Below are 23,249 nucleotides of genomic sequence, written 5' to 3' on the forward strand. Positions count from 1 at the left end.
CTTCAGCCCATCCTGATACCGCATCGGCACGCTCTCAGTGTTCTTGGCCATCCCGCACATCGTGGGATTTAGCTGCGTCCGCAGCGCTCCCAACGATCGCCCTTGGCGCATTTAAGACGTTATACAATTTGAACGACAGAGGCCCTGGTTCGAACCCGTTCAGGGCGTTGGGACCTCTTAATGGGAGGTTATGACAGCGCTTCCAATAGTGTTTTCGCTGCCTTTACATCCGTCGTATCCAGACCCTCATCAAAATACTCGAAAATCGGCTTCAACAATGCCCGCGCCTCGCGCAGCCTGCCGTCGGCAGTCCACAGCACCGCCAGGTCAGTCGCGGTTCGGAGCTCCCACGCACGTGCGCCCATGGTCGCACTTTTACCGATTGCCAACCTCAAACATGCCTCGACGTCTTCGTCGGAAGATTGCGTGGATGACAGTAGGCTGGCCTTAACGCGAAGCAATTCCGGCAGATAGCAGAGGTCTCCGAACGTCTCGACGTTTTCGATAGTTCGGTTGATCCTGGCCAAGCCTTCATCGAACGCGCCGGTCGCCGCCAAGCCCTTGACGAGGGAGATTTCGAGCATGGTCGTAAACACCTCGTAAGTCGCAGAGTGGAGCTTCACGATGCATCGTCGCAATGTTTCGATCCCGAGTTTCACCTCGCCTCGGCGGATGGCCACTTCCCCTTGGAATCCTTGAGCTACAGACACGTATGGAGAGAGGAAGTGTAGCCCTGCGCGCGAGATCAACCATTCGATATGCTCCTCGGCACTCGGCAGATCGTCCCGCCACAGGAAGACAGCAATGCCGCCCAGAAGCGCGATGCACAGGGTAAGGGAATGGTCCAGTTTTGCTGCATCGCTGATCGCCCGGCGCGCTTGGGCATCAGCTTGCGCCGGATAGCCCTGCAGCCACAGGTTCCGGGCAAGTATCCCACCTGCGAGATGCTTTCCTTCGAAGCCCACGTAACTTGCAGGGGTTCGCTGGGGCCGCGGTTCGCTTCGCGCTGCGGCCTCAAGCTCAATACGCGCTTTGACCAGATCTCCCGAGAAATGCAGCGAATTTCCAAGAAAGAAGTGCCCCAGTTCAACTGTGGCAGAATCTTCTATGGTTGCGGCAATCTCGGAACAACGGCGCGCGTAGTGAAGGGCAGCGTTGAAATCGCCGATACGGAGGTTGAACATGCTCAACGGACCCAATATCCGCAACTGATCGAGTGCATTGCCCCGCTCTTCGGCGATTTGAAGACCGCGCGTGAGAGCGGCTTGCGATGTTTCGCGGCCGCCTTGCAGATACATTCTGGAAACTCCAAGACCAGCTTGCAGGTGCATTTCCTCGATGCTTCCCTTGGATGCATCATCCATCGCAAGGAGCGCGCGTTCCGACCATCGCTGGCATTCAGGAAAGAGCGACATCACCTGGAAAACCGACGCTGCGGCAGCCGCAAGCCTGATGCCGACATCAATATTGCCATATTCCCCGAAAGACCACTCTAATGCCGCTCGAACATTGTTGATACTGACAAAATACGGCAGCCGCTCCGGACCTGTCGACAACGTTGGCCAGTCCGGTCCGAATTGCTCCAGCCAACGTCGATAATACATCGCGTGACGCGCAGCCAATCCCGCACGATCTTCGTCGCTTTGACATTGGAGCGCATACGCCCGCGTCGTGTCCAGCAGACGGTAGCGCATCGTGGCGCCTAGGGGATGGGTTGCGAGCAATGATTTGGCGACGAGATTGTCGATCGCTTCGAAGACAGCCGGGGGATCCGTGTCCGATGTGGAAATCACCTCCAATGCAGCATCGAGCGTGAAGTCCCCGACGAAGACTGCCAGCCGCCGAAGCACGATGCGCTCCATTTCTGTAAGAAGCCCGAAGCTCCAGTCGAGCGTTGCCTGCAGCGTTTTTTGTCGCGGCGGTGCTGTTCGCGATCCGGCCCACCCCAAGGTCAAATGCTGATCGAGCAGCGTGGCGGTCTGAACGAGACCGTAACTTTCGACGCGGCGCGCTGCGAGTTCCAAGGCGAGCGCCATCCCGTCGAGTTTTCGGCAAATGCTCGCAACGATGCGAACATCCTGATCGCTGAGATTAAGCGATGCACCGCTCGCAGCCGCACGTTCTATGAACAGCCGCGTTGCTGGAAAGGACAGAACGGCCTCGGTGGAAAGCTCTGGATCATCCGGCGAACAGGCGAGGGTGTCGAGCCTGTAAACGCTTTCAGCTTCGATCCTTAAAGCCTCGCGGCTTGTTGCAAGGAGAAACACTTGGGGCGCGGCCTGCATAATCGTTGTCACGAGATCAGCAATGGCATCTATCAAATGCTCGCAGGTATCAAGGATCAGCATGACCCGCCTGTCGCGCAGGTAGGCAATCAGGGTAGGACGGACATCGTCGGATCCAACCGGCAGACCGAGCATAGAGGCGATCCCGGCTGCGACCAGGCCCGGATCGCTCAACATGCCATAATCGGCAAACAACACGGCGCCTTGGAAGGTGGGTGCGAGGTGATGTGCAACTGCGGTGGCGACGGTTGTCTTTCCGACGCCACCGACGCCGACTATAGTGACCATTCGCGCCGCCATCAACTTTTCCGCGAGACGCAAAACATCCTGCTCGCGTCCCACCATCCGATCAAGCCGCCCTGGCAGTAAGGCATGACGGAAATCGACGTTCGCAGAACCGTGTCGCAGCTGGCCGGATCGCGAAACTGGCGCTACGAAACAATATCCCCTCCCGGCGACAGTCGTAATATAGCGTGCTCCGTCCTGTCCGTCCCCCAGCGCCTTCCTCAGCCCGGTCATGTGAAAACGCAGGCTGCCTTCATCGACAATGACATCCGGCCAGACGCGGGAAATTAGGTCCTTTTTGCTGACGACCACGTTAGGAGCGAGAGTAAGAGCAACCAGCAAGTCGAGGGCACGCGCACCCAATTCGACCGGAATACCGTCCTTCGCGAGCAATCGCTGACTGACGCTCAAACAGAACGGACCGAACGATAGGTCATCGGCATTGGCATCGCCGAAACTGTTCATATCCTTCGCCCCAGCCGCTTCAATTGGCCGTTTATACTCCAACGGTCTTTGTGGCGCTATCGCAGACGATTGCCTATCGCGGCCGCCTTAAGTGCATATGATCGTAAAATCGACCTCGATATTGCCGCGTGTCGCCCTTGAAAACGGACAGATCCGTCGTGCTTCTTCTATCAACGTCGAGGCGACGTCGCGTTCCAGACCGGGAAGTTGGATGACCAGACGAACGCCGATGATAAACTCCTCGTCGTCCGACGAAAGGTCCACTTCGGTATGGATCCTGACATTGGCGGATAAGGACTTTCCGGTCTGTCGAGCCACTTGTGCAACGGAGCTTGCGAAGCTCGCTGACCAGCCGGCTGCGATGAGCTGCTCCGGATTGGTCCCGATGCGGGTCGAACCGGGATCCGAGAGCCTGATGTCGAGCACACCGTCCGCGCTGCGGGCGACGCCGTTCTCGCGTCCTCCAGTGGTTTCGGTGGTGGCCGTGTAGATCAGATGCATGGTCTTGTTCATGGATTTGTCTCTTGAGCGGAATACGCCCATTGGAGAAATCGGCGCTCACAGTGTGTGCGCCGAGGCTTCAGCATATGTTCAGCCGGATTTGCGAAGGCTTCGAAAACCGGCACGCACCTCGTCGGTAAAAAGCTTCGGCTGCTCCCACGCTGCGAAGTGTCCACCCTTGGGAAGCTTGTTGTAGTGCACGAGATTTGGGTACGCCTTTTCGGCCCAGGCACGCGGTGTCTGGTAGAGTTCGTCCGGGAAAACGCTGACCGCGACAGGCACCTTGACCCCCTTCGGAGCGAAGAAAGCGAGCTTGTTCTCCCAGTACAGGCGCGCAGCCGATACGCCGGTGTTTGTCAGCCAGAACAGCGTCACGTTGTCGAGGACATCGTCCGGGGTAAGGCCTTCATCCTGGCCGTTGAACGATCGGGCGATCATGTCAAGGCTCGCCCCGTCGTGATCGAGCATGTAGGTCGCAAGAGCGATCGGAGAGTCCGTCAACCCGGTGAGGGTCTGTGGACGGGTTCCCATCAGAAAAGCGTAGGAGACATGCTTGTAGAAAAAGACAAGCTGATCGTATGAGCTCTTTTCTTCATCCGAGAGATCGGCTGGACGGGGGGCTCCGGCAAAGGCTGCGTTGTTGATGGCGTCGGGAATCGCGCCCGGCATGTTGGTATGGATGCCGAGCAGTTCCGGCGGAGCCTGCACGCCCATCATGTCGGTCACGACAGCGCCCCAGTCGCCTCCCTGCGCGACAAACTGCGTGTAGCCCAGGCGTCGCATCAAGGTGGTCCAGGCGGTTGCGATGCGTTCCGGTCCCCATCCCGTCGCTTCGGGCTTTCCGGAGAAGCCGTAGCCCGGCATCGACGGGATGACGATGTGGAATGCATCCGAGGCGCTGCCGCCATGGGCCGTCGGGTCGGTGAGCGGGCCGATGATCTTCAACTGCTCGATGATCGAACCGGGCCATCCGTGCGTCACGATCAGGGGCAGGGCGTTTTCGTGCTTGGAACGGACATGGATGAAATGGATATCCAGCCCGTCGATCTCGGTGATGAAATTCGGCACGGCATTGATTCGAGCCTCGACTTTGCGCCAGTCATATTTGTTCTGCCAGTGATCCAGCAATTGCCGGGTCGTCTTCAGTGGCACGCCCTGGGTAAAGTCGCTGACCGTTTCCTTCTCAGGCAACCGCGTGTGGGCGAGACGGTTGTGAAGGTCGTCGAGGTCCGCTTCCGGAATGTTTACGTGAAACGCGCGGATGGCTTCCGTTCCAGCCGCAGCCGTCGAAAATGCGGGAAGCAAGCTGGCGAGGCTTAAGACAGCGATCCCGGATGCGGCGGCGGCTAGCAGCCGGCGGCGGTCCTCGTCGATAACGTCGGCCTTGATTGCGGTCATGATCGTTCTCCTCGGTAAAATCGGGTTGAGCGTCTGCACCCCTGTGCTGCTCTAAGGGTTACGCCGGGGTCATTGAATGCACACGTTAGGCGTTGTTAGATGATGATAGCGGCCCTCGATGTGCCAAAAGCAGTGCGAGATTGGCGTCCAAACCTTGCCAGAATAGGGCTTTGAAGCCTGCCGAGGCACATGGCTCGCAGACGTCGCTAATCGCAGCTATTGACGTCTAACAACGCCTAACGTGCGGTTTCTGTCTCGGTGGCGTACCTCTTGGAGCAGCACAAACGTGCAGTCGCTCAATCATCAAAACCTAGGACAGGAATACGTTATGACCCACAAGATTCTCTTTACTGGCAAGACACACAACACCAATGGCCGCGACGGTGGAACCCGCAGCAGCGACGGCTTTCTGGACATCAAGATGAAGCAGCCGCATCCGGCCGCCGAAAACCTGTTCGGTGCCGCCTGGTCGGCCTGCTACATGGGTGCCATCGAAGTAGCCGCCTCGCATAGACAGATCAAGCTCCCGGCAGGGATTGCAGTCGATGCCGAGATTGACCTCAATGTCGATGACGGCAACTACTTCCTGAGCGCCCGTTTCAATGTCAGCATACCCGGCGTCGATCCTGTGATCGCCCACGAGTTGCTCGCCGCCGCTCACAGCATCTGCCCATACTCCAAAGCAACGCACGGCAACGTCACCGTTGTGACCAACCTCGTCTGAGCGCGGTTCCTCGGGTCGGTCCGCAAGAGGCAGACAGACCCGGCAACCACTGGGTTATCGAGGCATCGGTTACCCCGATGGCGTGAGGAGGTCTGGAGGGAGCATATGTTGAAATTAACGACGCAGCGCAAGACATACCATGACTTCGCCGCCCTGCTCGATACCGCGATCTACCAACCGTTGCCGGATGAGTGGCTTGTCGGAATAACCGATGTCATCGATTCAACCTCGGCGATTGCATCGGGTCGCAACAAGGATGTCAATTATGCGGGCGCATCCGCAATCGCGGGTTCGGGAATGCGTCGAACAGTTTCAACTCTCTCCGCGGCGAGGTGCTGCGTTCGCCCTGCACCCGACCTACGGGCATCGCAACGGCAGTTCTCTCTCCAGCAGACTGCAGCATACGCGCGCGACTCTCTCCAACTTGGTTTGCGGGCGGGTCCGGCCGCCGGCGGCCCAGGCTGAGAGAGCAGGGGAGGTGAGGATGCTACTACCTCCCTGGCCGCCAGACAGAAAAACGCCGGGTCACGGGGATCAAAGCCTACAACTTTGCTTCTATCGGGCGCGAAGCTACGCAGTCCGGCCCATTCTTGGGCGATGGTTCAAACCGGCAGGATCGTCGATTGTTCGAGGAAGTGCGCAGCGTAGGCGACATCGAGATCTTCCGGTTGGGCGTCGCAAGGATCGCTTGGTGTAGCGTCGGCGGGGGATACCATCAAGCGACCGGATTCCGGTTTGAAATAGTAGTCCTACGCTAACTCTGCAACACTCGGTGTGTCGGCAAGATTGTACTTTGCCGGGACATCCATCCTCGACGAACTCGGCGACCTGCCGTTCAGTGCATCAGGTGGCGCGTTGCTCATCCACCTCCTGAGCAGGCTCTACGAGCGCACCAGTGTCGTCAACACCACCAACCTGAGCTTCAGCGAATGGGCCAGCGTTTTTGGCGATGCCAAGATGACCACGGCGCTGTTCGACCGCCTGACGCGTCATTGCCACATCCTCGAAACCGGAAACGATAGCTTCCGCTTCAAGAATAGCTCTGCTCACGAACCGAAAAACACGAAGGAGAAAAATAGAAACTGACCTCTACACCGGACCCGAAACATAACTAAAAGGCGGGTCAAATCTCGGTGGAAATACCGGGGGTGCGGACGAAAACTTGGACCACCAAGAGGTAGTTCATGTATTCCTATGCAGACAGACTTCGAGCCGTTGAGCTTTAAGTCAGGCTTGGCAAGCGACTTAACGCGACCATTCGGCACCATCGCGCTTGCCATTCAGACTCATCTGATGTTGACCGGTCCATTCGCCGCCAGGATTGTAGGAATAATTGACGTCGAAGGTGGGCGAGAGTTTCCAATCCCCGGACTGATTCATCAGAAAGGCGATTACTGTTCCACTGTTCCACTGTGCTCGGCAGCGACCGGATGCCGCAGCGAAAAGCTCAGACGCTTTCACGGTGCGTGGCTGGTTTCATTGCTTGATCACTCGCAGCATCGGTCTCCCCTCGAGATCAGCTGGCTCGAACCGGGCGTAGAGGTCAAACGAAGTGATGATTTCTCCGGCATTGAAGCGCCTGCCGTGGACGACGAGATGCCCGAGACCGAATATGGCTAGAAGCGTTTCTGTCGCGTCGCCCTTTGGGACATCTAAGACCAGATTGGTCTGGCCGAAATAGTCGAGGCCAGTGGTCCAAGCCCTCGTCACGAGTCCATCCTGGGTGACGAAAGCGCCGAAGGCCAGCATCGTCGCTGTCTGTATCGGTTGCTCCAAGTGACTGTTGGCGTAGCTCAGGTAGTCGTCGAGATTGACGCGGCCGACGATCAGGTCGAGATAGTGCAACACAACCGCGCGCATCGGGGTGACCTGGTGAATACCGAGCAAAGCTGTGGCAATTTCATTATGAGCGATTACGGGATCATTCTCGTCGTTCATGATCATGAACCGGAACTTCGCTTGATGGGCCGCACGGCACAGGTCGTCGTATCCAGCCGTTGCATCGATGCAGAAGGTCTTATCCCAGCGCCTCGACCGGCGCGGGATTGCCGACGAATAGGCGGGTTGCGCCACGCAGACCGTGGAAGACGCCTTTGTCGTCCAGTTTCTCGCATTCATAGCCTTCCAGGCTCCAGGCTTCGATCAATGCCTCGGCCGACCAAGCGGGCAACTCGTCAAAATAGAGCGTTGCCTCAAAATAATGAATAATGTCGTTTGCCACTTCGATGCCTCTTGCGGTTGGATCTCTCAGTGAGAGTTGAGCGGTTGTCACGCGCTCAGCGCGTCGGCGCGGCCGAAATGACCGCAATGAATTGGTCCAGTGCCATGCGTTCGGGAACCATGGCTTCCTCCCAGAGACTCTCTATTAACACCCCCTCGCGCGTGAATTTCACGCTGAACGAATTGCCGGTGATATCTAATTCATCGTGATGCCCCTCACGGACATTTTTGGCATAGCCGAGGTATTGCTCGCGATCGGCTGGAGTGGGTATGTCACTATCCACGAGTTTTTCGATCAGCGTTCTCACCCGATACGTCATACATCTTTCAAGGAAATTCCGTAAAACTCGAGCAGCGATCTCCCATCCTTGATCCTTAGATCGGCATCTGCCCCACCAGCAACCAACAGTTTTACCATCTGGAGATATCCGTCTCTTCTGTTGCTTGCCGCATAGGCCAAAGGCGTGCTGCCGCCTTGATCCTGTGCGTCCACAAAGGCCCCGGCATTGATCAATGCCCGAGCCACATCGATGTGCTTGTAAAGCGCCGCATAGTGGAGCGGTGTCATCTTTCGACGGTCCGACTTATTTGGATCGGCATGCTTTTCAAGCAGCAGATCGACCGTGCTCTTATCGTTTTCTATGACGGCGCGAAGCAGAATCGAGCTGCCATCCCTGGCATCGACCGAGTTCACGTCGATGCCTTGCTTGACGAGGACTTTCATCGTCTCGAAATCGTCGATGACGAAAGCCCGTTGTAGTTCTTGATCCAGTTTTTCAGCCATAGTCAGTGCATTTGGGGCAGGGGGCCTGTCGGGGCTTCAGAGATGGGGCAGTCCTAGCCGGCAAGGTCGAGGGAGCCAGACTGGAGCTTTTCGACAATCAGCGCAAGCCTGAATGTCGATTGGCACTCGTCATGCGGGGTGCTCAATGCGGACGAGGTCGGCAAAGATCATCCGCAAATTGCGGCCATTGACTTGCTGCCGGTTTGCGAAGCGGCGAAGTTGACTAGATGGTGTAACGGGCGGTGCCTAGCCAGCCAAGATGACTTTGGTGCGCGTCTGGTGCGCCGCAAAGGCAGCATCACAACGGATATCGACCTTGGGGTTTGATCTCTCCGAAACCCTCCGGTCAATAAAGTCCCAGAAGCACATCCGTACTCTCGAGCGCAGGCCCGACGAAGATCTCCTTGGGTTGCTGACGAACCGGCAATCGGAGGGCCACTGTTCCTGGATACGAGTGTCTATCTGGATGTGCTTCAAGGGCGCTCGCCGGTGGAGTTCGATATGCTGCTGACATATCGGCTATGCCACCATTCGGCAACCTGCCTGTCTGAGCTGACCCATGCCTGCGGCCGGCTGGAACCCAAGCATGCCTCTACAAAAGCGGTCCTCACAACGATCGCCGGGACCTTAGATGACATTCCGGAACATCGACTTCACACCCCAGATGCAGCCATTTGGGGACAGGCCGGCGTGTTGGCGGGTCTGCTTTTTCGCTTGAGCAACCTGCCCAAGGGGCAGGGACATGAGCGCCGCTGCGTCAATGACGCCCTTGTTTTTCTACAGGCACGCCAGCTAGGTGCGAGCGTGGTGACGGTCTTTTCTATCCGTTCCGGCCGGTAGAAGTTGTAGCCAGCCTTACAGGACACACTGTGGTCTGAAAGCGTTGCGAGCACCACTGATGCCGCGCACGCGGCACCAAGGGGACTGCCGGAGTGGAGGCGGGTTACCTGACGCCGTATCGCCTGCGCCGCAACCAATATCGAGCACGCAATCAGACCGCCTGATTGCGGCGGCCACGTGGGCGTTGAGGAGGGCGAGCTCAGCGTCGTAAAAATCTGGGAAATTCACGGCTGTTTCTTCATCCGCCCTCTATCCCTCCAAACCGAAATTCGTGATAGCCTCCTGTGGAGGCCGCTCAAGTAGGTAGAACGCACGATGTAGCTGCGCGTGCCCTACTACGGTAACGAGGCGGAAAACAGCGTCGCGATGCGGCCCGCAAGCCTCTGGGCGGCGGCCGACTGGTGGCCTTGGTGCGTGACGATATGAAACCGCTTTGGGTTCGTGGTGGCGCGATCGCAAACCGGGACTAGGCCAAGGTTTTTGCAGGTTTCGGTGCCGTAGGGCTCGCGCACCAGCGCGATGCCCAGCCCTTCAGCTGCGGCAAGCAGCGTCAGGTCGTAACCCGGCAGGTGTCGGTCCTGGGAGCGAAGGGGTAGGCGGGCATTGTCCAGCCAGATAGGCCAGCCGTCATCGTGCTGGTCATGGATCAGTGGGTAAAGAAGAATATCCTGTGGCTCCGGATCGCGCGGAAGCGTGGCGGCGAGCGCGAGCGTGGCATAAGGTCGGAATACTTCTCCTGTGAGCGGTATGGTCCGGCTGCCCGGCCAGGGGCCAGTGCCGTAGCGAATTGCGATCCGATCCGCCGCCAGCGGCATGAGCCGGGAATCGATGTCGAGCAGGATATGCAGATCTTTCGGTTCGCCCTCCAGCCGGGCCATCTTTGGTATCATCCACAACCGCGCGAACGAATTGATCACACCGGTGCGGACGATTGGCAGGCTGGCATCGCGCGGGCCTGCGAGGCTCATATCGCGCAGCTGGAGCAGGATGTGTTCCAGCTGGGCAGCCATGTCCTGCCCCGCCTCCGTCAGCCGTACCCCGCGGCCGTGGCGCTCGAAAAGCCGAAAGCCGGCCCACCGCTCGACCACAGCGATACGGCGGCTGACCGCGCCATGGGTGATTTCAAGCATATTCGCCGCGCCGGAGAACGTTCCGGTCTCGGCGGCCCGCAATACGGCTTCGAAGGCTTCAAGAGGTGGCAAGATGTGCTCCATGCGCACAACAGAATGTCGATATACGCCATTTGTCAACAGTCTATGGTGTGGCAAACCACCGCCATGACATCGACAAAAACCCTACCAGCCAAGACAAACTTTTTGCCCGCCCTAGCTGTCGCCGGGACGGTCATCAGCTGGGCAGCCTCGTTTGCCGCCATCGGGCTTGCTCTGCGCGAGATGCACCCCCTGCCTATGGCGAGCGTTCGCTTCGCGGTCGCCTCCCTGCTTGCCATCGCGTGGTTACTGTGGCGGCGGCCTCCTCGGTTCTCGCTGCGTGATCTCGCCGTTATCCTAATCTGCGGCATGCTCGGCATTGCCTCGTACAATGTGCTTCTGAACTCCGGACAGGCGACGGTCTCGGCGGGAGCCGCAAGCTTTATCGTCAACACCCAGCCGCTGTTCATGGTCGGGCTCGCCGTTGTCTTTCTCAAGGAGCGGTTCAGTCTCTGGGCCTGGGGCGGCGCGCTTCTGGCGCTCGGGGGCGTTGCGGTCATCGCGTCCGGCCAGCCGGACGGTATGACGTTCGGTGCCGGAGCAATGCTGATCGTCGGCGCGGCGGCAAGTGCGGCGTCCTATTCGGTGCTGCAGCGGCCGCTGCTTGCCCGGTACGATTCCATCTCCGTCACCGCTGCGGTGATCCTTGCCGGTACGATCGCGCTGCTTCCCTGGCTGCCGGCGGGTATTGGCCAACTCTCCGCAGCCTCCCAGCCGACTGTCGGCGCTGTTCTTTTCCTCGCTATCGCGCCTGCCGCCATCGGCCAGACGTGCTGGACATTTGCGCTCAAAAGCTTTGGTGCCGCTCGGGCGGGCCAGTTCCTCTATCTCATTCCGCCGTGCGCTGTCTTTTTCGCCTGGGCCGGGCTTGGCGAGGTGCCGGCGATTGCAACGCTGGTTGGTGGTGCTTTTGCGCTCGGTGGCGTCATTACGGTGAACACGCTCGGCAGGCGATAGCCGCCTGCAGGACGTGGCGCACGCTGCTTACGGATCTCGGCATTGCGCCGACGAATGTACGCCAATAGGCTTACTAGAAGCGTCTCCAAAACGGTGTAGATTGCCGAATGATACAGTTGAGCGAACAGCGCGCAGCTTAAGTTTCTCTGCGAGGTAAACGGCTCTGTCAAAGTGCGACACATTGCGGGACGCGGAATTTGACTTCACATAGCGTGCTTCTTGCGGAAATTACACTTGCTGCAACGACGATGGCGCAAGCATCCGATTGGCGAGACGGTATCGACGCATTGCTGGAGAGGTTGGGTCGTGCCGCCAACGTCAGTCGCGTTTACCTTTTCGAAGTCGAGCAAACCAAAGATGGCATGCTTGCGCACGGCTGTTTCCACGACTGGGCAGCCCAGGGCCTCGATCGGCTTGCCAAATCGGCTCGATATAAACGAGAGATCATCGAGAACTACGATCCAATATTCGATTCGTGGATAGTGAGCCGCAGGCGCGGTCAGCTTATTAAAGGCCACACCCGTGACCTCAAAGGCGTGCTCAAAGAAGACTTCGATTATCAAAAGATCAAGTCTTTCATGTCGATGCCGATATTGGTCAACGGCGCTTGGTGGGGGCATCTCGGGTTCGATGATTGTGTTCGGGAGCGGGAATGGTCCATCGACGAGATCCATCTTCTCCAAACAACCGCAGCGTTGATCGGCGCATCTGCCACGCGAGAAGAAGCGACGCAAAAATATCATCGGAATGAGAAGCTGAGGGCTGCAATGGCGGACGTCGCCCTGGACGCGATCATCGTGATTGACGGTGATGGAATTGCCAGGGACTTCAATCCGGCAGCTGAGGCGATATTCGGTCGGTCTCGCGTTGATGTCATCGGTCGGCCGATTTCCGATTTGATTGTCCCTGAGAAACTGCGAGCGAGCCATGAACGCGGCTTCAAGGCAGCGACACAAGACCGGCAGCTTCGATTGCCAGCGGTGCGGCGCGAAATGTCAGCCCTCCGCGCCGACGGAACCGAGTTTCCAATCGAACTGGCTCTCGTTCAGGTCGATCAAGGCAACGAAATACTCTACGCCGGATTCATTCGGGATCTCACCGATCGCCAGCTGGTTGAGAACCGTATGCGCCAGGTGGAGCGCGAACGGGCCAACCTGGCGCGTTTCTTCTCGCCGCAACTTGTCGATCATATGATTTCGATCGAAAAGCCTCTGTCGTCTGATCGTTATCAGGCTGCCTCCGTTCTATTCGTCGATATGATCGGCTTCACGACGTTTTGCGCAGAAAACATGCCCCGAACGGTAATCGACATGTTGAGGGAGCTGCTATCAATCCTCAGTCAGCAGGTTTTTGCGAACGATGGCACCATCGACAAATTTCTTGGCGATGGCCTGATGGCTGTCTTTGGATCGCCCCAGTCTGGGCCGTTCGATTGCACCAACGCCATTCGTTGCGCACTATCGATGCAAAATGCTGTTGCGGAATGGAATCTGCGCGCAAACCGGTCTGATGTGGGCGCCATTAGGGTCGCTATCGGGATTCATTCCGGACATGTGATCATTGGAGATATCGGAAGCGAACACCGGCTTGAGTTCGCTGTTCTCGGCGACACTGTAAATATAGCAAGCCGGGTCGAAGGAAAGTGCCGCTCACTTGCCGCGTCCATCCTGGTTACCGGCGAAGTCATGGCTGCTTTGGAGACAGAGGGTGGCAGGGACGTTGCAAAGGATTTCGAAGACATGGGAGAGCAACAACTTAGAGGTCGTAGTTCCAGCGTTCATCTCTACGGAGTGAAAAGCTAGAAGCAGATTGCAGATATTACTAACCTGTGAGGGTTTTAAACCCCCTCCTTGGGAGGTCGGCTTGAGGTTGGCGCCGCCCCCTGTCACGGCTTCACAAACCGATAGGCGGAGCGATCCGTCTCGCCCACAATTGAGAGATTGAACACCTTGATCGATGCGAATCGTCCCTGTTCGTGAGCATGATGCTTTCCGCGTCCAGTACGAAGCCGGCCGCCTCCACCTCCTCGCCGACGGAGGCAGGCATCGATCCGATGCGACGACGACTGGGCATTGCCCGAACCTGCTCCGGCGGCGGCGGCGTGATAGACGATGACGTAGAACCCACTAGGCTTCAGCCGTTCGTAGGCGGCTCGATTGAAATCGGCCAGGCTCGCCGCGACCCTGTCGGCGGCAATGATCGCCACGGACGCAGGCGGGTCGGTTGGCCGTGAACACCACATAACTTCAATCAGGCGGCGCGCCTCTGGTTGCCGGTTTGCGCGGCTTGGCTATTACCCAGTTGGAACTGCGAAATCAGCTCGTGCAATTTGCGGCTTTCGTCGGCAAGCGTTGCACTTGCCGCATTGGTTTCCTCGACCATCGCCGCATTGCGTTGTGTCACTTGATCCATCTGGTTCACTGCCGTATTCACCTCCGCCAATCCAAGCGACTGCTCACGTGAGGAGGTCGCAATGGCGTCCATATGCTGGTTGATGGTGACCACATACTTCTCGATGGTCTTCAAGGCGTCGCCTGTCTCGCGAACGAGTTTTACGCCGCTCTCTACCTCTGTGGTCGAATTGCGGATCAGATCCTTGATTTCCTTGGCTGCCTTGGCAGAGCGCTGAGCCAACTCCCGCACTTCCTGCGCGACCACCGCAAACCCCTTGCCGGCCTCTCCTGCGCGCGCAGCCTCGACCCCGGCATTGAGCGCCAGCAGGTTAGTCTGGAAGGCGATCTCGTCAATCACACCGATAATGTTGGAGATCTCACTGGAGGACGCCTCGATGCGCTGCATCGCGTTGATGGCATTGGCGACGACTGCGCCGGAATGCGCAGCGCTTGTGTTGGCGCTGACGGCAACGCTGCGAGCCTCGTCAGCCCGTTTGGAAGCATTGGAGACATTGGCAGTGATCTCGTCGAGTGCTGCCGCCGTTTCCTCAAGCGATGCGGCCTGCTGCTCGGTACGCTTTGAAAGATCATCCGAACTCATGCTGATTTCCCTTGTGCCGCTATCGATCGATCCAGCTGCCTGCGCAACCGAGGTCAAGGCCCCGCTCAGTTGCTCGACAGCGGTGTTGAGATCGTGGCGCAAATCTTCGAAATCTGGTGCGAAGGGCTCCAGAAGTTGAAAGCCGAGATCACCTGAGGCCAGACGCCGCAAACCGGTGGCTAGGCTAGACGTCGCTTGCTGAAGCCTCAACCGCGCTGCAGCTTCCGCCTCCTCGGTCAGGCGGCCACGGTCAGCATCCGCCCGTTCGCGTTGCAAAACTGCGTCGGCTTCAAGCCTTTTATTGCTAATAGCTGCTAGCCGGAAAACTTCCACGGCAGCGGCCATGTCGCCGATTTCATCATGCCGTTCAGTGCCCTGAAGGACAAAGTCGGTCCGGCCGTCGGCGAGCTGTTGCATGTCGTTCGACAGCGTCTTGATCGGCTTGATGATTGTTTTGCTGCAGATATACAGGAGTGCCAGGGCGGCAATGCTGGTGGCGCCGAGAATGCAAATTAGCATTTTATCGATGAAGAACGACAGTGCCTCACTGTCGCGCATCACCTGGTCGGAGAGTGCTTGGATATTGTCGCCGGCTTTCGCCATGGCTGTTTCCAATGTTGAGAACTGCGTCTTGAATGCAGGCAAGTCCGCCAATGCCTTTGCTGGCTCCGTCGATGCCTCTCCAACGATCGAAGCTGCGCCGTCGATATAACTCTCCAAAGGGTTATCCAACGCGCTCAGCACAGCGTCAATTGAAGGATCGACGGCCAGTTCCTTGTTAGCGGCGAGCGATGAGCGGAAGGATGAGATGTGCTCGGTCAAGTCGGCATTGACGTCCTTGATGTCGATATCGGCCGCTGGATCTTGCGCAAGCATTGCCGAAAGTACGTCCGCGCGGAGGGCATCGTGCATCATGTCCGCCTGCATGTGATTCCGTAGAATGTTGGCAACCTTGGCCACGCCCTCGACATTTCTTGTCAACGTATTCGCACTCCAGAGCCCCGCACCCGCAGCGCCGCCTGCAAGAACAAACATTGCCACGCTTACAATCATCATCTTGGTCCGGATCGTCGCCATTCTGCCGTGCCCCCTTAAAAACATTGTTATTCAGATTCACGGAATATGCTTAAACAGCACTTAAAAAGCATTGGCTAAAACAAATATTTTGCCTTCGAGAGGGTATCCTCCGAGGCAGGCAGTCGCTCCAGCTCTGGGGACGTCGTGAAATTCGGCGGCATCAGTGCGACGTTTTTTATTGACTGCGGCGCTCGGTACGCCTGGTTGAAAACTGGACGGTCTATCCGCGAAATTTAGCCTTTGCAGAGACAAATGGCGGCAGTCCATAGTGCGCCACGCACGACGAGCCGAAACAGTGGTGACAATTCATGTCAAACTAGGTTCGCGCGTAAGGTCAGGTCAATGAATGAGCTTGTCTCGTCTCGCGGCTTCCGTAGTTCTGACGATTTCAAGATCGTACTTCTGCGAGAGCACATCGATGTGGTTCGTCCGAGATTTGGATCGGACCGTGAAAGCGTATGTCCATATCCAGAACTAGGTAAAATGCCACTAGGGGCTGATGGCCGTGGCCTGATACCACACAACCATCCAGCGGCCGTTGCGCTCTTCATAAGCGTCTGTGTGCCAGTACTCACCGCGCCCCTCTGTCCTCTCCGCCCTAGCCAGTTAAGGCGAGCCCACACCCCCCCGCGACTTTCTCTCGGCTCGGAAAACCGATCGACAACGGCTTCATCGAGGCGTTCGACAGCAAGTTCGAGGCGGAGAGCCTCTTGCCTCCCATCTAGCCTGAAGGTCTAGGTATGGGCCTATTCAGTTCATGAACCCCAGACGACCGATTGTTCATGCCGCTTGATCAGGTGCTTGAGATTGTCGAAGCCCGTGCGGATGTGGCGAGCGAAGTGATCGACTGAGGGAGCGCGGGCCGCATCCGAGCGCTTTAGAAGGCCCAATGCGCGTTCGGGATGCGGAATGGGAACGGGAAGCGCTGTGATCGATTTTTCGTTGCGCAGCGCAAAGACGACGCTGTGCGGCATGATCGTCAACGCGTCGGCCGCCTTCATATAGTTGACGACGCTCATCAGTGAGCCGCCGGAATAGCGGATCTTGATCTCGGTTGCGCCGAACGACAGCAGCATGCTGCGCAGGTCAGCGAGCAGCGGGCTGCCGGGCGGCGGGGCAATCCAGGGGAAATCGAGCAGGTGTGCAGGCTGCGGCTTACGCTTCAGCAACAAGGGATGGGTGACGCGGCAGGCAACCACATTGCGGCCGGGGAGGATCTGCTGGAATTCGAGGCCGGAGCCCTCATCGAGGATATCGATCGGGCAGATGGCAAGGTCGATCTGGTCGGCGTGGAGCGCAGCGCGCAAATCAGGGAAATAGCCGTAGGTCTGGTCGATGCGCACGTCCGGATGGAGGTTCTGGAACTCGGCGATCATGCCGGCGATCAGCGCATCCATGAAGAAGGGCGTGCCGCCGACGCGCACCACGCCGCTCTTGCCGACACGAAAGCTCTCGACGACATCGGAAGCCTTGCGCGATGCCGACAGCATCGTCTGGCCGTGATCGGCCAGCGCCCGCCCCAATGGCGTCGGCTGCAGCGGCCGGCGGCCCTTGATGAAGAGCGGTTCGCCGATGCGGGCTTCGAGCATGGACAGCGTGCGGGAGACTGCCGGCTGCGAGAGGCCGAGCAGGGCCGCGCCTTCGGTGACGCCGCCTGTTTTGACAACGGCCGCAAGCTGAACAAGGTGGCGCTCATCTATTTTCATAACGATATGATATATTAATCCGAAATAAAATCATCACTCACGCGCCGCGTTTGGATTAAATTCATCTCCACCAGCCGATGTTTTGGAGGAGAAGCATGACCGGTCCGATGGCGCTGAATTTCAGCGAGGCCACCTCGCATGACATGTTCACGAAACGACTTCCGCAATCGAAGGACGATAGCCTGCCGAAGGTTCTAGCGGCAGCGGTGACGCATCTCCATGCCCTGATCCGCGAATTGCGCCCCAGCCAGGCGGACTGGCGCAAGGTCATCGAATTCCTCACCGAGGTCGGACATACCAGTGACGAGCGGCGCCAGGAATGGGTGCTGCTGTCGGATCTTCTCGGCGCATCGGCGCTGGTCGAGGAAATCAATTCGCGCCGCCCGAAGACGGCAACGCCCAACACCGTACGCGGGCCGTTCTTCCGTGCCGATGTTCCGCACAAGGCGCTCGGCAGCAATATCTCGCTCGATGGCGTCGGCGAAAGGATGGAAATATCAGGTCGCGTTCAGGATCTCGATGGCGATCCGGTCGCCAATGCCGAAATCATCACCTGGCAGGCCAATGCGGAAGGGTTCTACGAAAACCAGCAGCCGGACCTGCAGCCGGAATTCAACCTGCGCGGACTTTTCCGCACGGATGCGGAAGGCCGTTTCCACTATCGAACCGTCAAACCCTGCGGCTACGGCGTGCCGGACGATGGGCCTGTCGGCGAGCTGCTGCGGCAGGCGGGCTATCCGCTGCACCGCCCAGCGCACCTTCACTTCATGATCAAGGCACCGGGCTTCGAAACGATCGTCACGCATATCTATGACGGCAGCGATCCGCACCTGGCCGAGGATGCCATCTTCGGCGTCAAGCCCGAGCTGGTGCACATTTTCGAGCGGCAGGGCAAGGGCGCACCGGCATGGAAGCTGGACCTGACCTTCGTGATGGTTCGCGCCAGACAGGGGACCGACACATGAGCCGGGATTTCACCTATAGCGGCAGTCCGGCCCATATCGTCTTTGGCCAAGGCAAGAGCGCTACCGCCGCTGATTGGGTGGACAAACTTGGGTGCAGCCGGGCGCTAGTTCTGTCGACGCCTCAACAGATGGGGGATGCGGAAGCACTCGCCGTAAAGCTCGGACCACTCGCTGCCGGCGTCTTTGCCGGTGCCGTCATGCATACGCCTGTCGATGTTACCGAAACGGCGATGAAGGTCGTGGCCGAAACCAGGGCGGATTGCGTCGTGGCGCTCGGCGGCGGATCGACGACCGGGCTCGGCAAGGCGATCGCCTACCGGACAGACATGCCGCAGATCGTCATTCCGACAACCTATGCCGGATCGGAAGTGACGCCGATCCTGGGTCAAACCGCAGGCGGGCGCAAAACCACCGTGCGGCATGAAAGCATCCTGCCGGAAGTGGTGATCTATGACCCGGCGCTGACGCTGGGCCTGCAGATCGGGATGAGCGTCACGTCGGGCCTGAACGCCATGGCCCATGCGGTCGAGGCACTCTATGCGCAGGACCGAAACCCGATTTCGACGCTGATGGCGGTCGAGGGGCTGCGCGCCTTCAAGACCAGCCTGCCGGGGATCATCGCGACGCCAGCGGCGCCGGATCTGCGCGGCGATGCGCTCTACGGTGCATGGCTTTGCGGCACGGTGCTCGGCACAGTCGGCATGGCGCTGCACCACAAGATCTGCCACACGCTCGGCGGCACGTTCGATACGCCGCATGCCGATACGCACGCGATCATGCTGGCGCACACGGCCGCCTACAACGCCGTTTCGGTCCCCGATCTGCTGGCGCCTGTCGCCGGGATCTTCGGCGGTTCGGTGGGTGGCGGATTGTGGGACTTTGCCAGGGAGATCGGCGCGCCGCTGGCCTTGCGGGATCTGGGGCTCACCGCAGCCGATCTCGACCGTGCGGCTGAGATCGCCACCGAAAATCCCTATTGGAATCCACGGCCGATCGACCGGAAATCCATTCGTGCCCTGCTGCAGGATGCCTGGGAGGGCAGGCGGCCGGAATAGACTGAACGCAGACACGTCAATCTCTGGGAGGAGAGGACAATGGGAGGAGGAAACATGTTTACGAGACGCGATTTTCTGAAGACGACGGCTGCAACCGGTGCACTGGCCGCGACATCCGGGCTTGCGACCCCTGCGATCGCTCAAGGGGCGGCCATCAAGCTCGGCTATGTCAGTCCGCAGACGGGACCGCTCGCCGCGTTCGGCGAGGCCGACAAGTTCGTCATCGACAGCTTCCTGGCAGCCACCAAGTCGAAGGGGCTCAACTACGAGGTCGTCGTCAAGGACAGCCAGTCCAATCCGAACCGGGCGGCGGAAGTCGCTAAAGAACTGATCGTCGATGACGAGGTAAACCTCGTTCTGGTCGCCTCGACGCCGGAAACAACCAATCCGGTAGCGACCACCTGCGAGGCTGAAGAAATGCCGTGCATTTCGACGGTCGCCCCGTGGCAGCCGTGGTTCATCGGCCAGCAGGGCAATCCGGGCGACCCGGCCTCGTGGAAACCGTTCAACTACGCCTATCACTTCTTCTGGGGGCTGGAGGACGTCATTGCCGTCTTTACCAACATGTGGGCGCAGATCGAGACCAACAAAAAGGTCGGCGGCCTGTTCCCCAACGATGGCGACGGCAATGCCTGGGGCGACAAGACCGTTGGTTTCCCGCCTGTCCTGGAAAATATGGGTTACGGCCTGGTCGATCCTGGCCGCTACCAGAACATGACCGACGATTTTTCCGCGCAGATCAACGCCTTCAAGTCCGGCCAGTGCGAGATCATCACCGGCGTCGTCATCCCGCCGGATTTCACCACCTTCTGGAACCAGGCCAAGCAGCAGGGGTTTGCGCCAAAAATCGCGTCAATCGGCAAGGCACTTCTTTTCCCGCAAACGGTGGAAGCGCTGGGCAATGCCGGACATAACCTCTCGTCGGAAGTCTGGTGGACGCCGAGCCATCCCTTCAAGTCGTCGCTGACGGGGGAAAGCGCTGCGCAGGTGGCGGTAGCGTTCACCAAGGCGACAAGCCGGCCCTGGACGCAGCCGATCGGGTTTGCCCATGCCCTGTTCGAACTGGCGGTGGACGTGATGAAGCGCGCCGGCGATCCGACCGACGGCGATGTCGTTGCGCAGGCGATCGCCGCCACCAAGCTCGATACGCTGGTCGGACCAATTGCGTGGGACGGCAAGGGTCTGCCGCCGTTTGCTGCCAAGAACATCGCCAAGACCCCGCTTGTCGGCGGTCAATGGCGGCTGAAGGACGGCGGCGGATATGATCTTGTGATCACCGACAACAAGACGGCGCCGAACATTCCGGTCGGCGGCAAAATGGAAGCGATCGGGTGATCGCCTAGCCCTTGCCGGCTCTCCTTCAGGACAAGAGCGGGGGCCATCTTCTTCCCGCTTGAGGGGAGAAGCGACGAAGCGGCGCCTTTCACACTCCCCGTCTGGCTTCCTGAGAAAAGGGGGAGGGGCAATGCGGCAAACGGACTGGAACGGAAACCATGGCTATTCTTGAACTTGACGGGATCTCGAAGAAGTTCGGCGCGCTGACCGTCGCCGAGCAAATCTGCTTTGCCGTCAACGAAGGCGAGGCGTTGGGGATCATCGGGCCGAACGGCGCCGGCAAATCGACGCTGTTCAACCTGATCACCGGCAATATCTCCGCCGACAGCGGTAGCATCCGGTTTCTCGGCAGCGATGTGACGCGCACGCCGCCGATGGCGCGCTGTCTGTCCGGCATGGGCCGGACGTTCCAGATCCCGCAGCCGTTCGAGAAACTGACTGTGTTTGAAAACCTGCTGGTGGCAGGGGCTTTCGGCTCGCGACAGACCGAGGCCGACGTCTCGGACCGCTGCGCCGAAATCCTCGTGGATACGGGGCTGATCGACAAGGCGAATGTGCTGGCCGGCGGCTTATCGCTTCTGCAGCGCAAGCGGCTGGAATTGGCCCGCGCATTGGCAACTGAGCCGAGGCTGCTGCTGCTCGATGAAATTGCCGGCGGACTGACCGAAGGTGAATGCCGCTCGCTGGTCGCCACCATCCACGCCATCCACGCCCGCGGCGTCGCCGTCATCTGGATCGAGCATGTGCTGCACGCATTGAATTCAGTCGTCGAACGTCTGCTGGTGCTGCATTTCGGCAAGGTCATCGGCATCGGCAAGCCCGACGAGATCATGGCATCGCGCGATGTCCGCGAAATCTACCTGGGGATCGAGATCTGATGGCCCTGATAGAGACCAAAGGGCTGACTGCCTCCTACGGCGATTTCCAGGCGCTGTTCGGCGTCGATATCATGGTCGGCGCAGGCGAAACCATCGCCATCATCGGTGCTAACGGCGCGGGCAAGACGACGCTGATGCGCTCGATCTCGGGCGTGCTTGCCAATGCACCGGCGTCGATCCTTTTTCGCGATGAGCCGATCGGAGCGCTGGCGGCGCCGGATATCCTCGCGCGCGGCGTCGCCATGGTGCCGGAAGGGCGAAAACTCTTTCCGTCGCTGAGCGTCGAGGAAAACCTGCTGATCGGAAGGTATGGCAGAAAGATCGACGGTCCGTGGACGCTCGACAGTATCTTCGCGCTGTTTCCGATCCTGAAGGAACGGCGCAACAACCCCTCGACGGCGCTTTCCGGCGGGCAGCAGCAGATGGTGGCGATCGGCCGCGCGCTGATGTCCAACCCGCAAGTGCTGCTCTGCGACGAGATCAGCCTCGGGCTGGCACCCGTTGTTGTGCGCGATATCTATGCGGCCTTTCCGCGCATCCGAGACACCGGCGCCTCGATCGTCATCGTCGAGCAGGACATCGCACAGGCACTGAAGGTGGCCGACCGCGTCTACTGCATGATGGAGGGGCGGGTGACGCTCTCCGGCCGCGCCGCCGATCTCAGCCGCGACGCCATCCACAAGGCCTATTTCGGGACGGACCATCATGAACTGGCTTGATACCATTCTCCAGGGCGTACTGCTTGGCGGGCTCTATGCGCTGTTTGCGGCGGGCCTCAGCCTCGTCTTCGGCATCATGCGGCTGGTCAATCTCGCACATGGCGACCTGATCGTGCTTGCCGCCTTCCTGATCCTAGTGCTGGCGACGACACTCGGACTCAACCCGTTCGTCGCGGCAGTGATCGCGATGCCGCTGATGTTCGCCGTCGGCTGGGCCCTGCAATATTTCCTGCTCAACCGCACGCTCGGCAAGGATATCCTGCCGCCGCTGCTCGTCACTTTCGGGCTGTCGATCGTCATCCAGAACGGCTTGCTCGAAAGTTTCTCCGCCGATAGCCGTCGCGTCTTTGCCGGCAGTCTTGAGAGCGCCTCGGTCAACCTCGGCCCTGTCACCGCAGGTATCATGCCGCTGATGACGTTCTTCTCAGCCGTCGCCGTTATCGTCTGTCTCAACCAGCTGATCTACCGCACCTCCGTCGGCCGCGCCTTTCGGGCTACGTCCGACGATCCGGTGACCGCCGGGCTCATGGGCATCCGGCCGCAGCGCATCTTCGCAATGGCAACAGGGCTTGCCATGGTGGTGGTGACGATAGCAGCACTCTATCTCGGCACCCGCGCCAATTTTGATCCGACGTCCGGACCGTCGCGGCTGATCTATGCCTTTGAAGCGGTGATCATCGGCGGGCTCGGTTCGCTCTGGGGGACGCTCGCCGGCGGCATTATTCTCGGCGTGGCGCAGACGGTGGGGGCCGCGATCAATCCGGAATGGCAGATCCTTGCCGGCCATCTGGCGTTCCTTGCCGTTCTTCTGTTCAAGCCGCGCGGCCTTTTCCCGCGCGCGGTTGATTGA

Annotated in this window: 20 protein-coding genes and 4 pseudogenes; 12 read left to right on the forward strand and 12 right to left on the reverse strand. The window is 59.2% G+C overall.

All coding sequences use genetic code 11. The features are described from left to right. Positions 1–188: 188 nt before the first annotated feature. The 3 genes from ACP7E0_RS30765 to ACP7E0_RS30775 all read right to left on the reverse strand — a co-directional run bounded on the left by ACP7E0_RS30765 (position 189) and on the right by ACP7E0_RS30775 (position 4,934). Positions 189–3,035 (reverse strand): ATP-binding protein, encoded by a 2,847-nt coding sequence (locus ACP7E0_RS30765; protein WP_426130662.1) that lies wholly within the window; start codon positions 3,033–3,035, stop codon positions 189–191. Between the two features lie 87 nt (positions 3,036–3,122). Further along, positions 3,123–3,548, reverse strand: a complete 426-nt coding sequence (locus ACP7E0_RS30770; RefSeq protein WP_426130664.1) for an Ohr family peroxiredoxin — start codon at positions 3,546–3,548, stop codon at positions 3,123–3,125. A 78-nt stretch (positions 3,549–3,626) separates the two neighbouring features. Continuing rightward, positions 3,627–4,934, reverse strand: a complete 1,308-nt coding sequence (locus tag ACP7E0_RS30775; RefSeq protein WP_426130666.1) for an epoxide hydrolase family protein — start codon at positions 4,932–4,934, stop codon at positions 3,627–3,629. Positions 4,935–5,262: 328 nt separating this feature from the next. On the opposite strand from ACP7E0_RS30775, the gene ACP7E0_RS30780 reads away from it, so the two are divergent. From ACP7E0_RS30780 to ACP7E0_RS30790, 3 genes and pseudogenes are all read left to right on the forward strand, one after another. After that, on the forward strand, positions 5,263–5,658 hold the full coding sequence (locus tag ACP7E0_RS30780; RefSeq protein ID WP_426130667.1) for an Ohr family peroxiredoxin: 396 nt from the start codon (positions 5,263–5,265) through the stop codon (positions 5,656–5,658). A 105-nt stretch (positions 5,659–5,763) separates the two neighbouring features. Then, entirely contained in the window at positions 5,764–6,123 is a 360-nt protein-coding gene (locus ACP7E0_RS30785) for a DUF3095 family protein (RefSeq protein ID WP_426130668.1), read from the forward strand. A 309-nt stretch (positions 6,124–6,432) separates the two neighbouring features. Further along, a pseudogene (locus tag ACP7E0_RS30790) lies at positions 6,433–6,744 on the forward strand (ATP-binding protein); the annotation flags it as partial. Between the two features lie 390 nt (positions 6,745–7,134). On the opposite strand, the gene ACP7E0_RS30795 reads toward ACP7E0_RS30790, so the two are convergent. The 4 genes from ACP7E0_RS30795 to ACP7E0_RS30810 form a co-directional block, all read right to left on the reverse strand. Then, positions 7,135–7,602 carry a hypothetical protein gene (locus ACP7E0_RS30795; protein ID WP_426130670.1) on the reverse strand — a complete coding sequence of 156 codons (468 nt, stop codon included), beginning with the start codon at positions 7,600–7,602 and terminating at the stop codon, positions 7,135–7,137. 73 nt (positions 7,603–7,675) lie between these two features. Beyond that, entirely contained in the window at positions 7,676–7,879 is a 204-nt protein-coding gene (locus tag ACP7E0_RS30800) for a hypothetical protein (RefSeq protein WP_426130672.1), read from the reverse strand. 55 nt (positions 7,880–7,934) lie between these two features. Beyond that, positions 7,935–8,198 carry a hypothetical protein gene (locus ACP7E0_RS30805; protein WP_426130759.1) on the reverse strand — a complete coding sequence of 88 codons (264 nt, stop codon included), beginning with the start codon at positions 8,196–8,198 and terminating at the stop codon, positions 7,935–7,937. After that, positions 8,195–8,662: an ankyrin repeat domain-containing protein gene (locus tag ACP7E0_RS30810; protein ID WP_426130674.1), complete on the reverse strand. Its 468-nt coding sequence runs from the start codon at positions 8,660–8,662 to the stop codon at positions 8,195–8,197. The genes ACP7E0_RS30805 and ACP7E0_RS30810 overlap by 4 nt, the downstream gene beginning before the upstream one ends. Positions 8,663–8,978: 316 nt before the next feature. On the opposite strand from ACP7E0_RS30810, the pseudogene ACP7E0_RS30815 reads away from it, so the two are divergent. Continuing rightward, a pseudogene (locus ACP7E0_RS30815) lies at positions 8,979–9,475 on the forward strand (hypothetical protein); the annotation flags it as partial. Positions 9,476–9,616: 141 nt separating this feature from the next. Here the strand turns inward: ACP7E0_RS30815 and ACP7E0_RS30820 are convergent. Together ACP7E0_RS30820 and ACP7E0_RS30825 are read right to left on the reverse strand one after the other, a co-directional pair. Beyond that, positions 9,617–9,730: pseudogene (locus ACP7E0_RS30820) on the reverse strand (methyltransferase); the annotation flags it as partial. 107 nt (positions 9,731–9,837) lie between these two features. Further along, positions 9,838–10,704, reverse strand: coding sequence for a LysR family transcriptional regulator (locus tag ACP7E0_RS30825; RefSeq protein ID WP_426130676.1), 867 nt, complete (start codon positions 10,702–10,704; stop codon positions 9,838–9,840). Between the two features lie 75 nt (positions 10,705–10,779). Here ACP7E0_RS30825 and ACP7E0_RS30830 point away from each other — a divergent pair, with 75 nt between their 5' ends. Further along, positions 10,780–11,670 (forward strand): DMT family transporter, encoded by an 891-nt coding sequence (locus tag ACP7E0_RS30830; RefSeq protein WP_426130678.1) that lies wholly within the window; start codon positions 10,780–10,782, stop codon positions 11,668–11,670. A 197-nt stretch (positions 11,671–11,867) separates the two neighbouring features. Beyond that, complete coding sequence (locus ACP7E0_RS30835) at positions 11,868–13,472, forward strand: adenylate/guanylate cyclase domain-containing protein (RefSeq protein WP_426130680.1); 1,605 nt, start codon at positions 11,868–11,870, stop codon at positions 13,470–13,472. An 83-nt stretch (positions 13,473–13,555) separates the two neighbouring features. On the opposite strand, the pseudogene ACP7E0_RS30840 reads toward ACP7E0_RS30835, so the two are convergent. The 3 genes and pseudogenes from ACP7E0_RS30840 to ACP7E0_RS30850 all read right to left on the reverse strand — a co-directional run. Next, positions 13,556–13,846: pseudogene (locus tag ACP7E0_RS30840) on the reverse strand (class I SAM-dependent methyltransferase); the annotation flags it as partial. Positions 13,847–13,920: 74 nt separating this feature from the next. Then, positions 13,921–15,741: a methyl-accepting chemotaxis protein gene (locus tag ACP7E0_RS30845; protein WP_426130681.1), complete on the reverse strand. Its 1,821-nt coding sequence runs from the start codon at positions 15,739–15,741 to the stop codon at positions 13,921–13,923. 755 nt (positions 15,742–16,496) lie between these two features. Further along, positions 16,497–17,447 (reverse strand): LysR family transcriptional regulator, encoded by a 951-nt coding sequence (locus ACP7E0_RS30850; protein ID WP_426130683.1) that lies wholly within the window; start codon positions 17,445–17,447, stop codon positions 16,497–16,499. A 95-nt stretch (positions 17,448–17,542) separates the two neighbouring features. Here ACP7E0_RS30850 and ACP7E0_RS30855 point away from each other — a divergent pair, with 95 nt between their 5' ends. The 6 genes from ACP7E0_RS30855 to ACP7E0_RS30880 all read left to right on the forward strand — a co-directional run bounded on the left by ACP7E0_RS30855 (position 17,543) and on the right by ACP7E0_RS30880 (position 23,249). Continuing rightward, a complete protein-coding gene (locus tag ACP7E0_RS30855; RefSeq protein ID WP_426130685.1) occupies positions 17,543–18,412 on the forward strand; it encodes a dioxygenase in 870 nt (289 codons plus the stop codon). Then, positions 18,409–19,467: a maleylacetate reductase gene (locus ACP7E0_RS30860; RefSeq protein ID WP_426130687.1), complete on the forward strand. Its 1,059-nt coding sequence runs from the start codon at positions 18,409–18,411 to the stop codon at positions 19,465–19,467. The genes ACP7E0_RS30855 and ACP7E0_RS30860 overlap by 4 nt, the downstream gene beginning before the upstream one ends. Before the next feature lie 54 nt (positions 19,468–19,521). Continuing rightward, complete coding sequence (locus ACP7E0_RS30865; RefSeq protein ID WP_426130689.1) at positions 19,522–20,802, forward strand: ABC transporter substrate-binding protein; 1,281 nt, start codon at positions 19,522–19,524, stop codon at positions 20,800–20,802. Positions 20,803–20,960: 158 nt separating this feature from the next. Continuing rightward, positions 20,961–21,680, forward strand: coding sequence for an ABC transporter ATP-binding protein (locus tag ACP7E0_RS30870; RefSeq protein ID WP_426130691.1), 720 nt, complete (start codon positions 20,961–20,963; stop codon positions 21,678–21,680). Beyond that, entirely contained in the window at positions 21,680–22,399 is a 720-nt protein-coding gene (locus tag ACP7E0_RS30875) for an ABC transporter ATP-binding protein (protein WP_426130693.1), read from the forward strand. The genes ACP7E0_RS30870 and ACP7E0_RS30875 overlap by 1 nt, the downstream gene beginning before the upstream one ends. Beyond that, positions 22,386–23,249: a branched-chain amino acid ABC transporter permease gene (locus ACP7E0_RS30880; protein ID WP_426130695.1), complete on the forward strand. Its 864-nt coding sequence runs from the start codon at positions 22,386–22,388 to the stop codon at positions 23,247–23,249. The genes ACP7E0_RS30875 and ACP7E0_RS30880 overlap by 14 nt, the downstream gene beginning before the upstream one ends.

This window comes from Pararhizobium sp. PWRC1-1, assembly GCF_049897905.1.
Lineage (GTDB): Bacteria > Pseudomonadota > Alphaproteobacteria > Rhizobiales > Rhizobiaceae > Pararhizobium.

Bases quoted from the DNA above. Each gene is read 5' to 3' on its own strand.
- ACP7E0_RS30765 (WP_426130662.1), bottom strand. From the start codon at position 3,035: ATGAACAGTTTCGGCGATGCCAATGCCGATGACCTATCGTTCGGTCCG.
- ACP7E0_RS30770 (WP_426130664.1), bottom strand. From the start codon at position 3,548: ATGAACAAGACCATGCATCTGATCTACACGGCCACCACCGAAACCACT.
- ACP7E0_RS30775 (WP_426130666.1), bottom strand. From the start codon at position 4,934: ATGACCGCAATCAAGGCCGACGTTATCGACGAGGACCGCCGCCGGCTG.
- ACP7E0_RS30780 (WP_426130667.1), top strand. From the start codon at position 5,263: ATGACCCACAAGATTCTCTTTACTGGCAAGACACACAACACCAATGGC.
- ACP7E0_RS30785 (WP_426130668.1), top strand. From the start codon at position 5,764: ATGTTGAAATTAACGACGCAGCGCAAGACATACCATGACTTCGCCGCC.
- ACP7E0_RS30795 (WP_426130670.1), bottom strand. From the start codon at position 7,602: ATGATCATGAACGACGAGAATGATCCCGTAATCGCTCATAATGAAATT.
- ACP7E0_RS30805 (WP_426130759.1), bottom strand. From the start codon at position 8,198: ATGACGTATCGGGTGAGAACGCTGATCGAAAAACTCGTGGATAGTGAC.
- ACP7E0_RS30810 (WP_426130674.1), bottom strand. From the start codon at position 8,662: ATGGCTGAAAAACTGGATCAAGAACTACAACGGGCTTTCGTCATCGAC.
- ACP7E0_RS30830 (WP_426130678.1), top strand. From the start codon at position 10,780: ATGACATCGACAAAAACCCTACCAGCCAAGACAAACTTTTTGCCCGCC.
- ACP7E0_RS30845 (WP_426130681.1), bottom strand. From the start codon at position 15,741: ATGGCGACGATCCGGACCAAGATGATGATTGTAAGCGTGGCAATGTTT.
- ACP7E0_RS30850 (WP_426130683.1), bottom strand. From the start codon at position 17,447: ATGAAAATAGATGAGCGCCACCTTGTTCAGCTTGCGGCCGTTGTCAAA.
- ACP7E0_RS30855 (WP_426130685.1), top strand. From the start codon at position 17,543: ATGACCGGTCCGATGGCGCTGAATTTCAGCGAGGCCACCTCGCATGAC.
- ACP7E0_RS30860 (WP_426130687.1), top strand. From the start codon at position 18,409: ATGAGCCGGGATTTCACCTATAGCGGCAGTCCGGCCCATATCGTCTTT.
- ACP7E0_RS30865 (WP_426130689.1), top strand. From the start codon at position 19,522: ATGTTTACGAGACGCGATTTTCTGAAGACGACGGCTGCAACCGGTGCA.
- ACP7E0_RS30870 (WP_426130691.1), top strand. From the start codon at position 20,961: ATGGCTATTCTTGAACTTGACGGGATCTCGAAGAAGTTCGGCGCGCTG.
- ACP7E0_RS30875 (WP_426130693.1), top strand. From the start codon at position 21,680: ATGGCCCTGATAGAGACCAAAGGGCTGACTGCCTCCTACGGCGATTTC.
- ACP7E0_RS30880 (WP_426130695.1), top strand. From the start codon at position 22,386: ATGAACTGGCTTGATACCATTCTCCAGGGCGTACTGCTTGGCGGGCTC.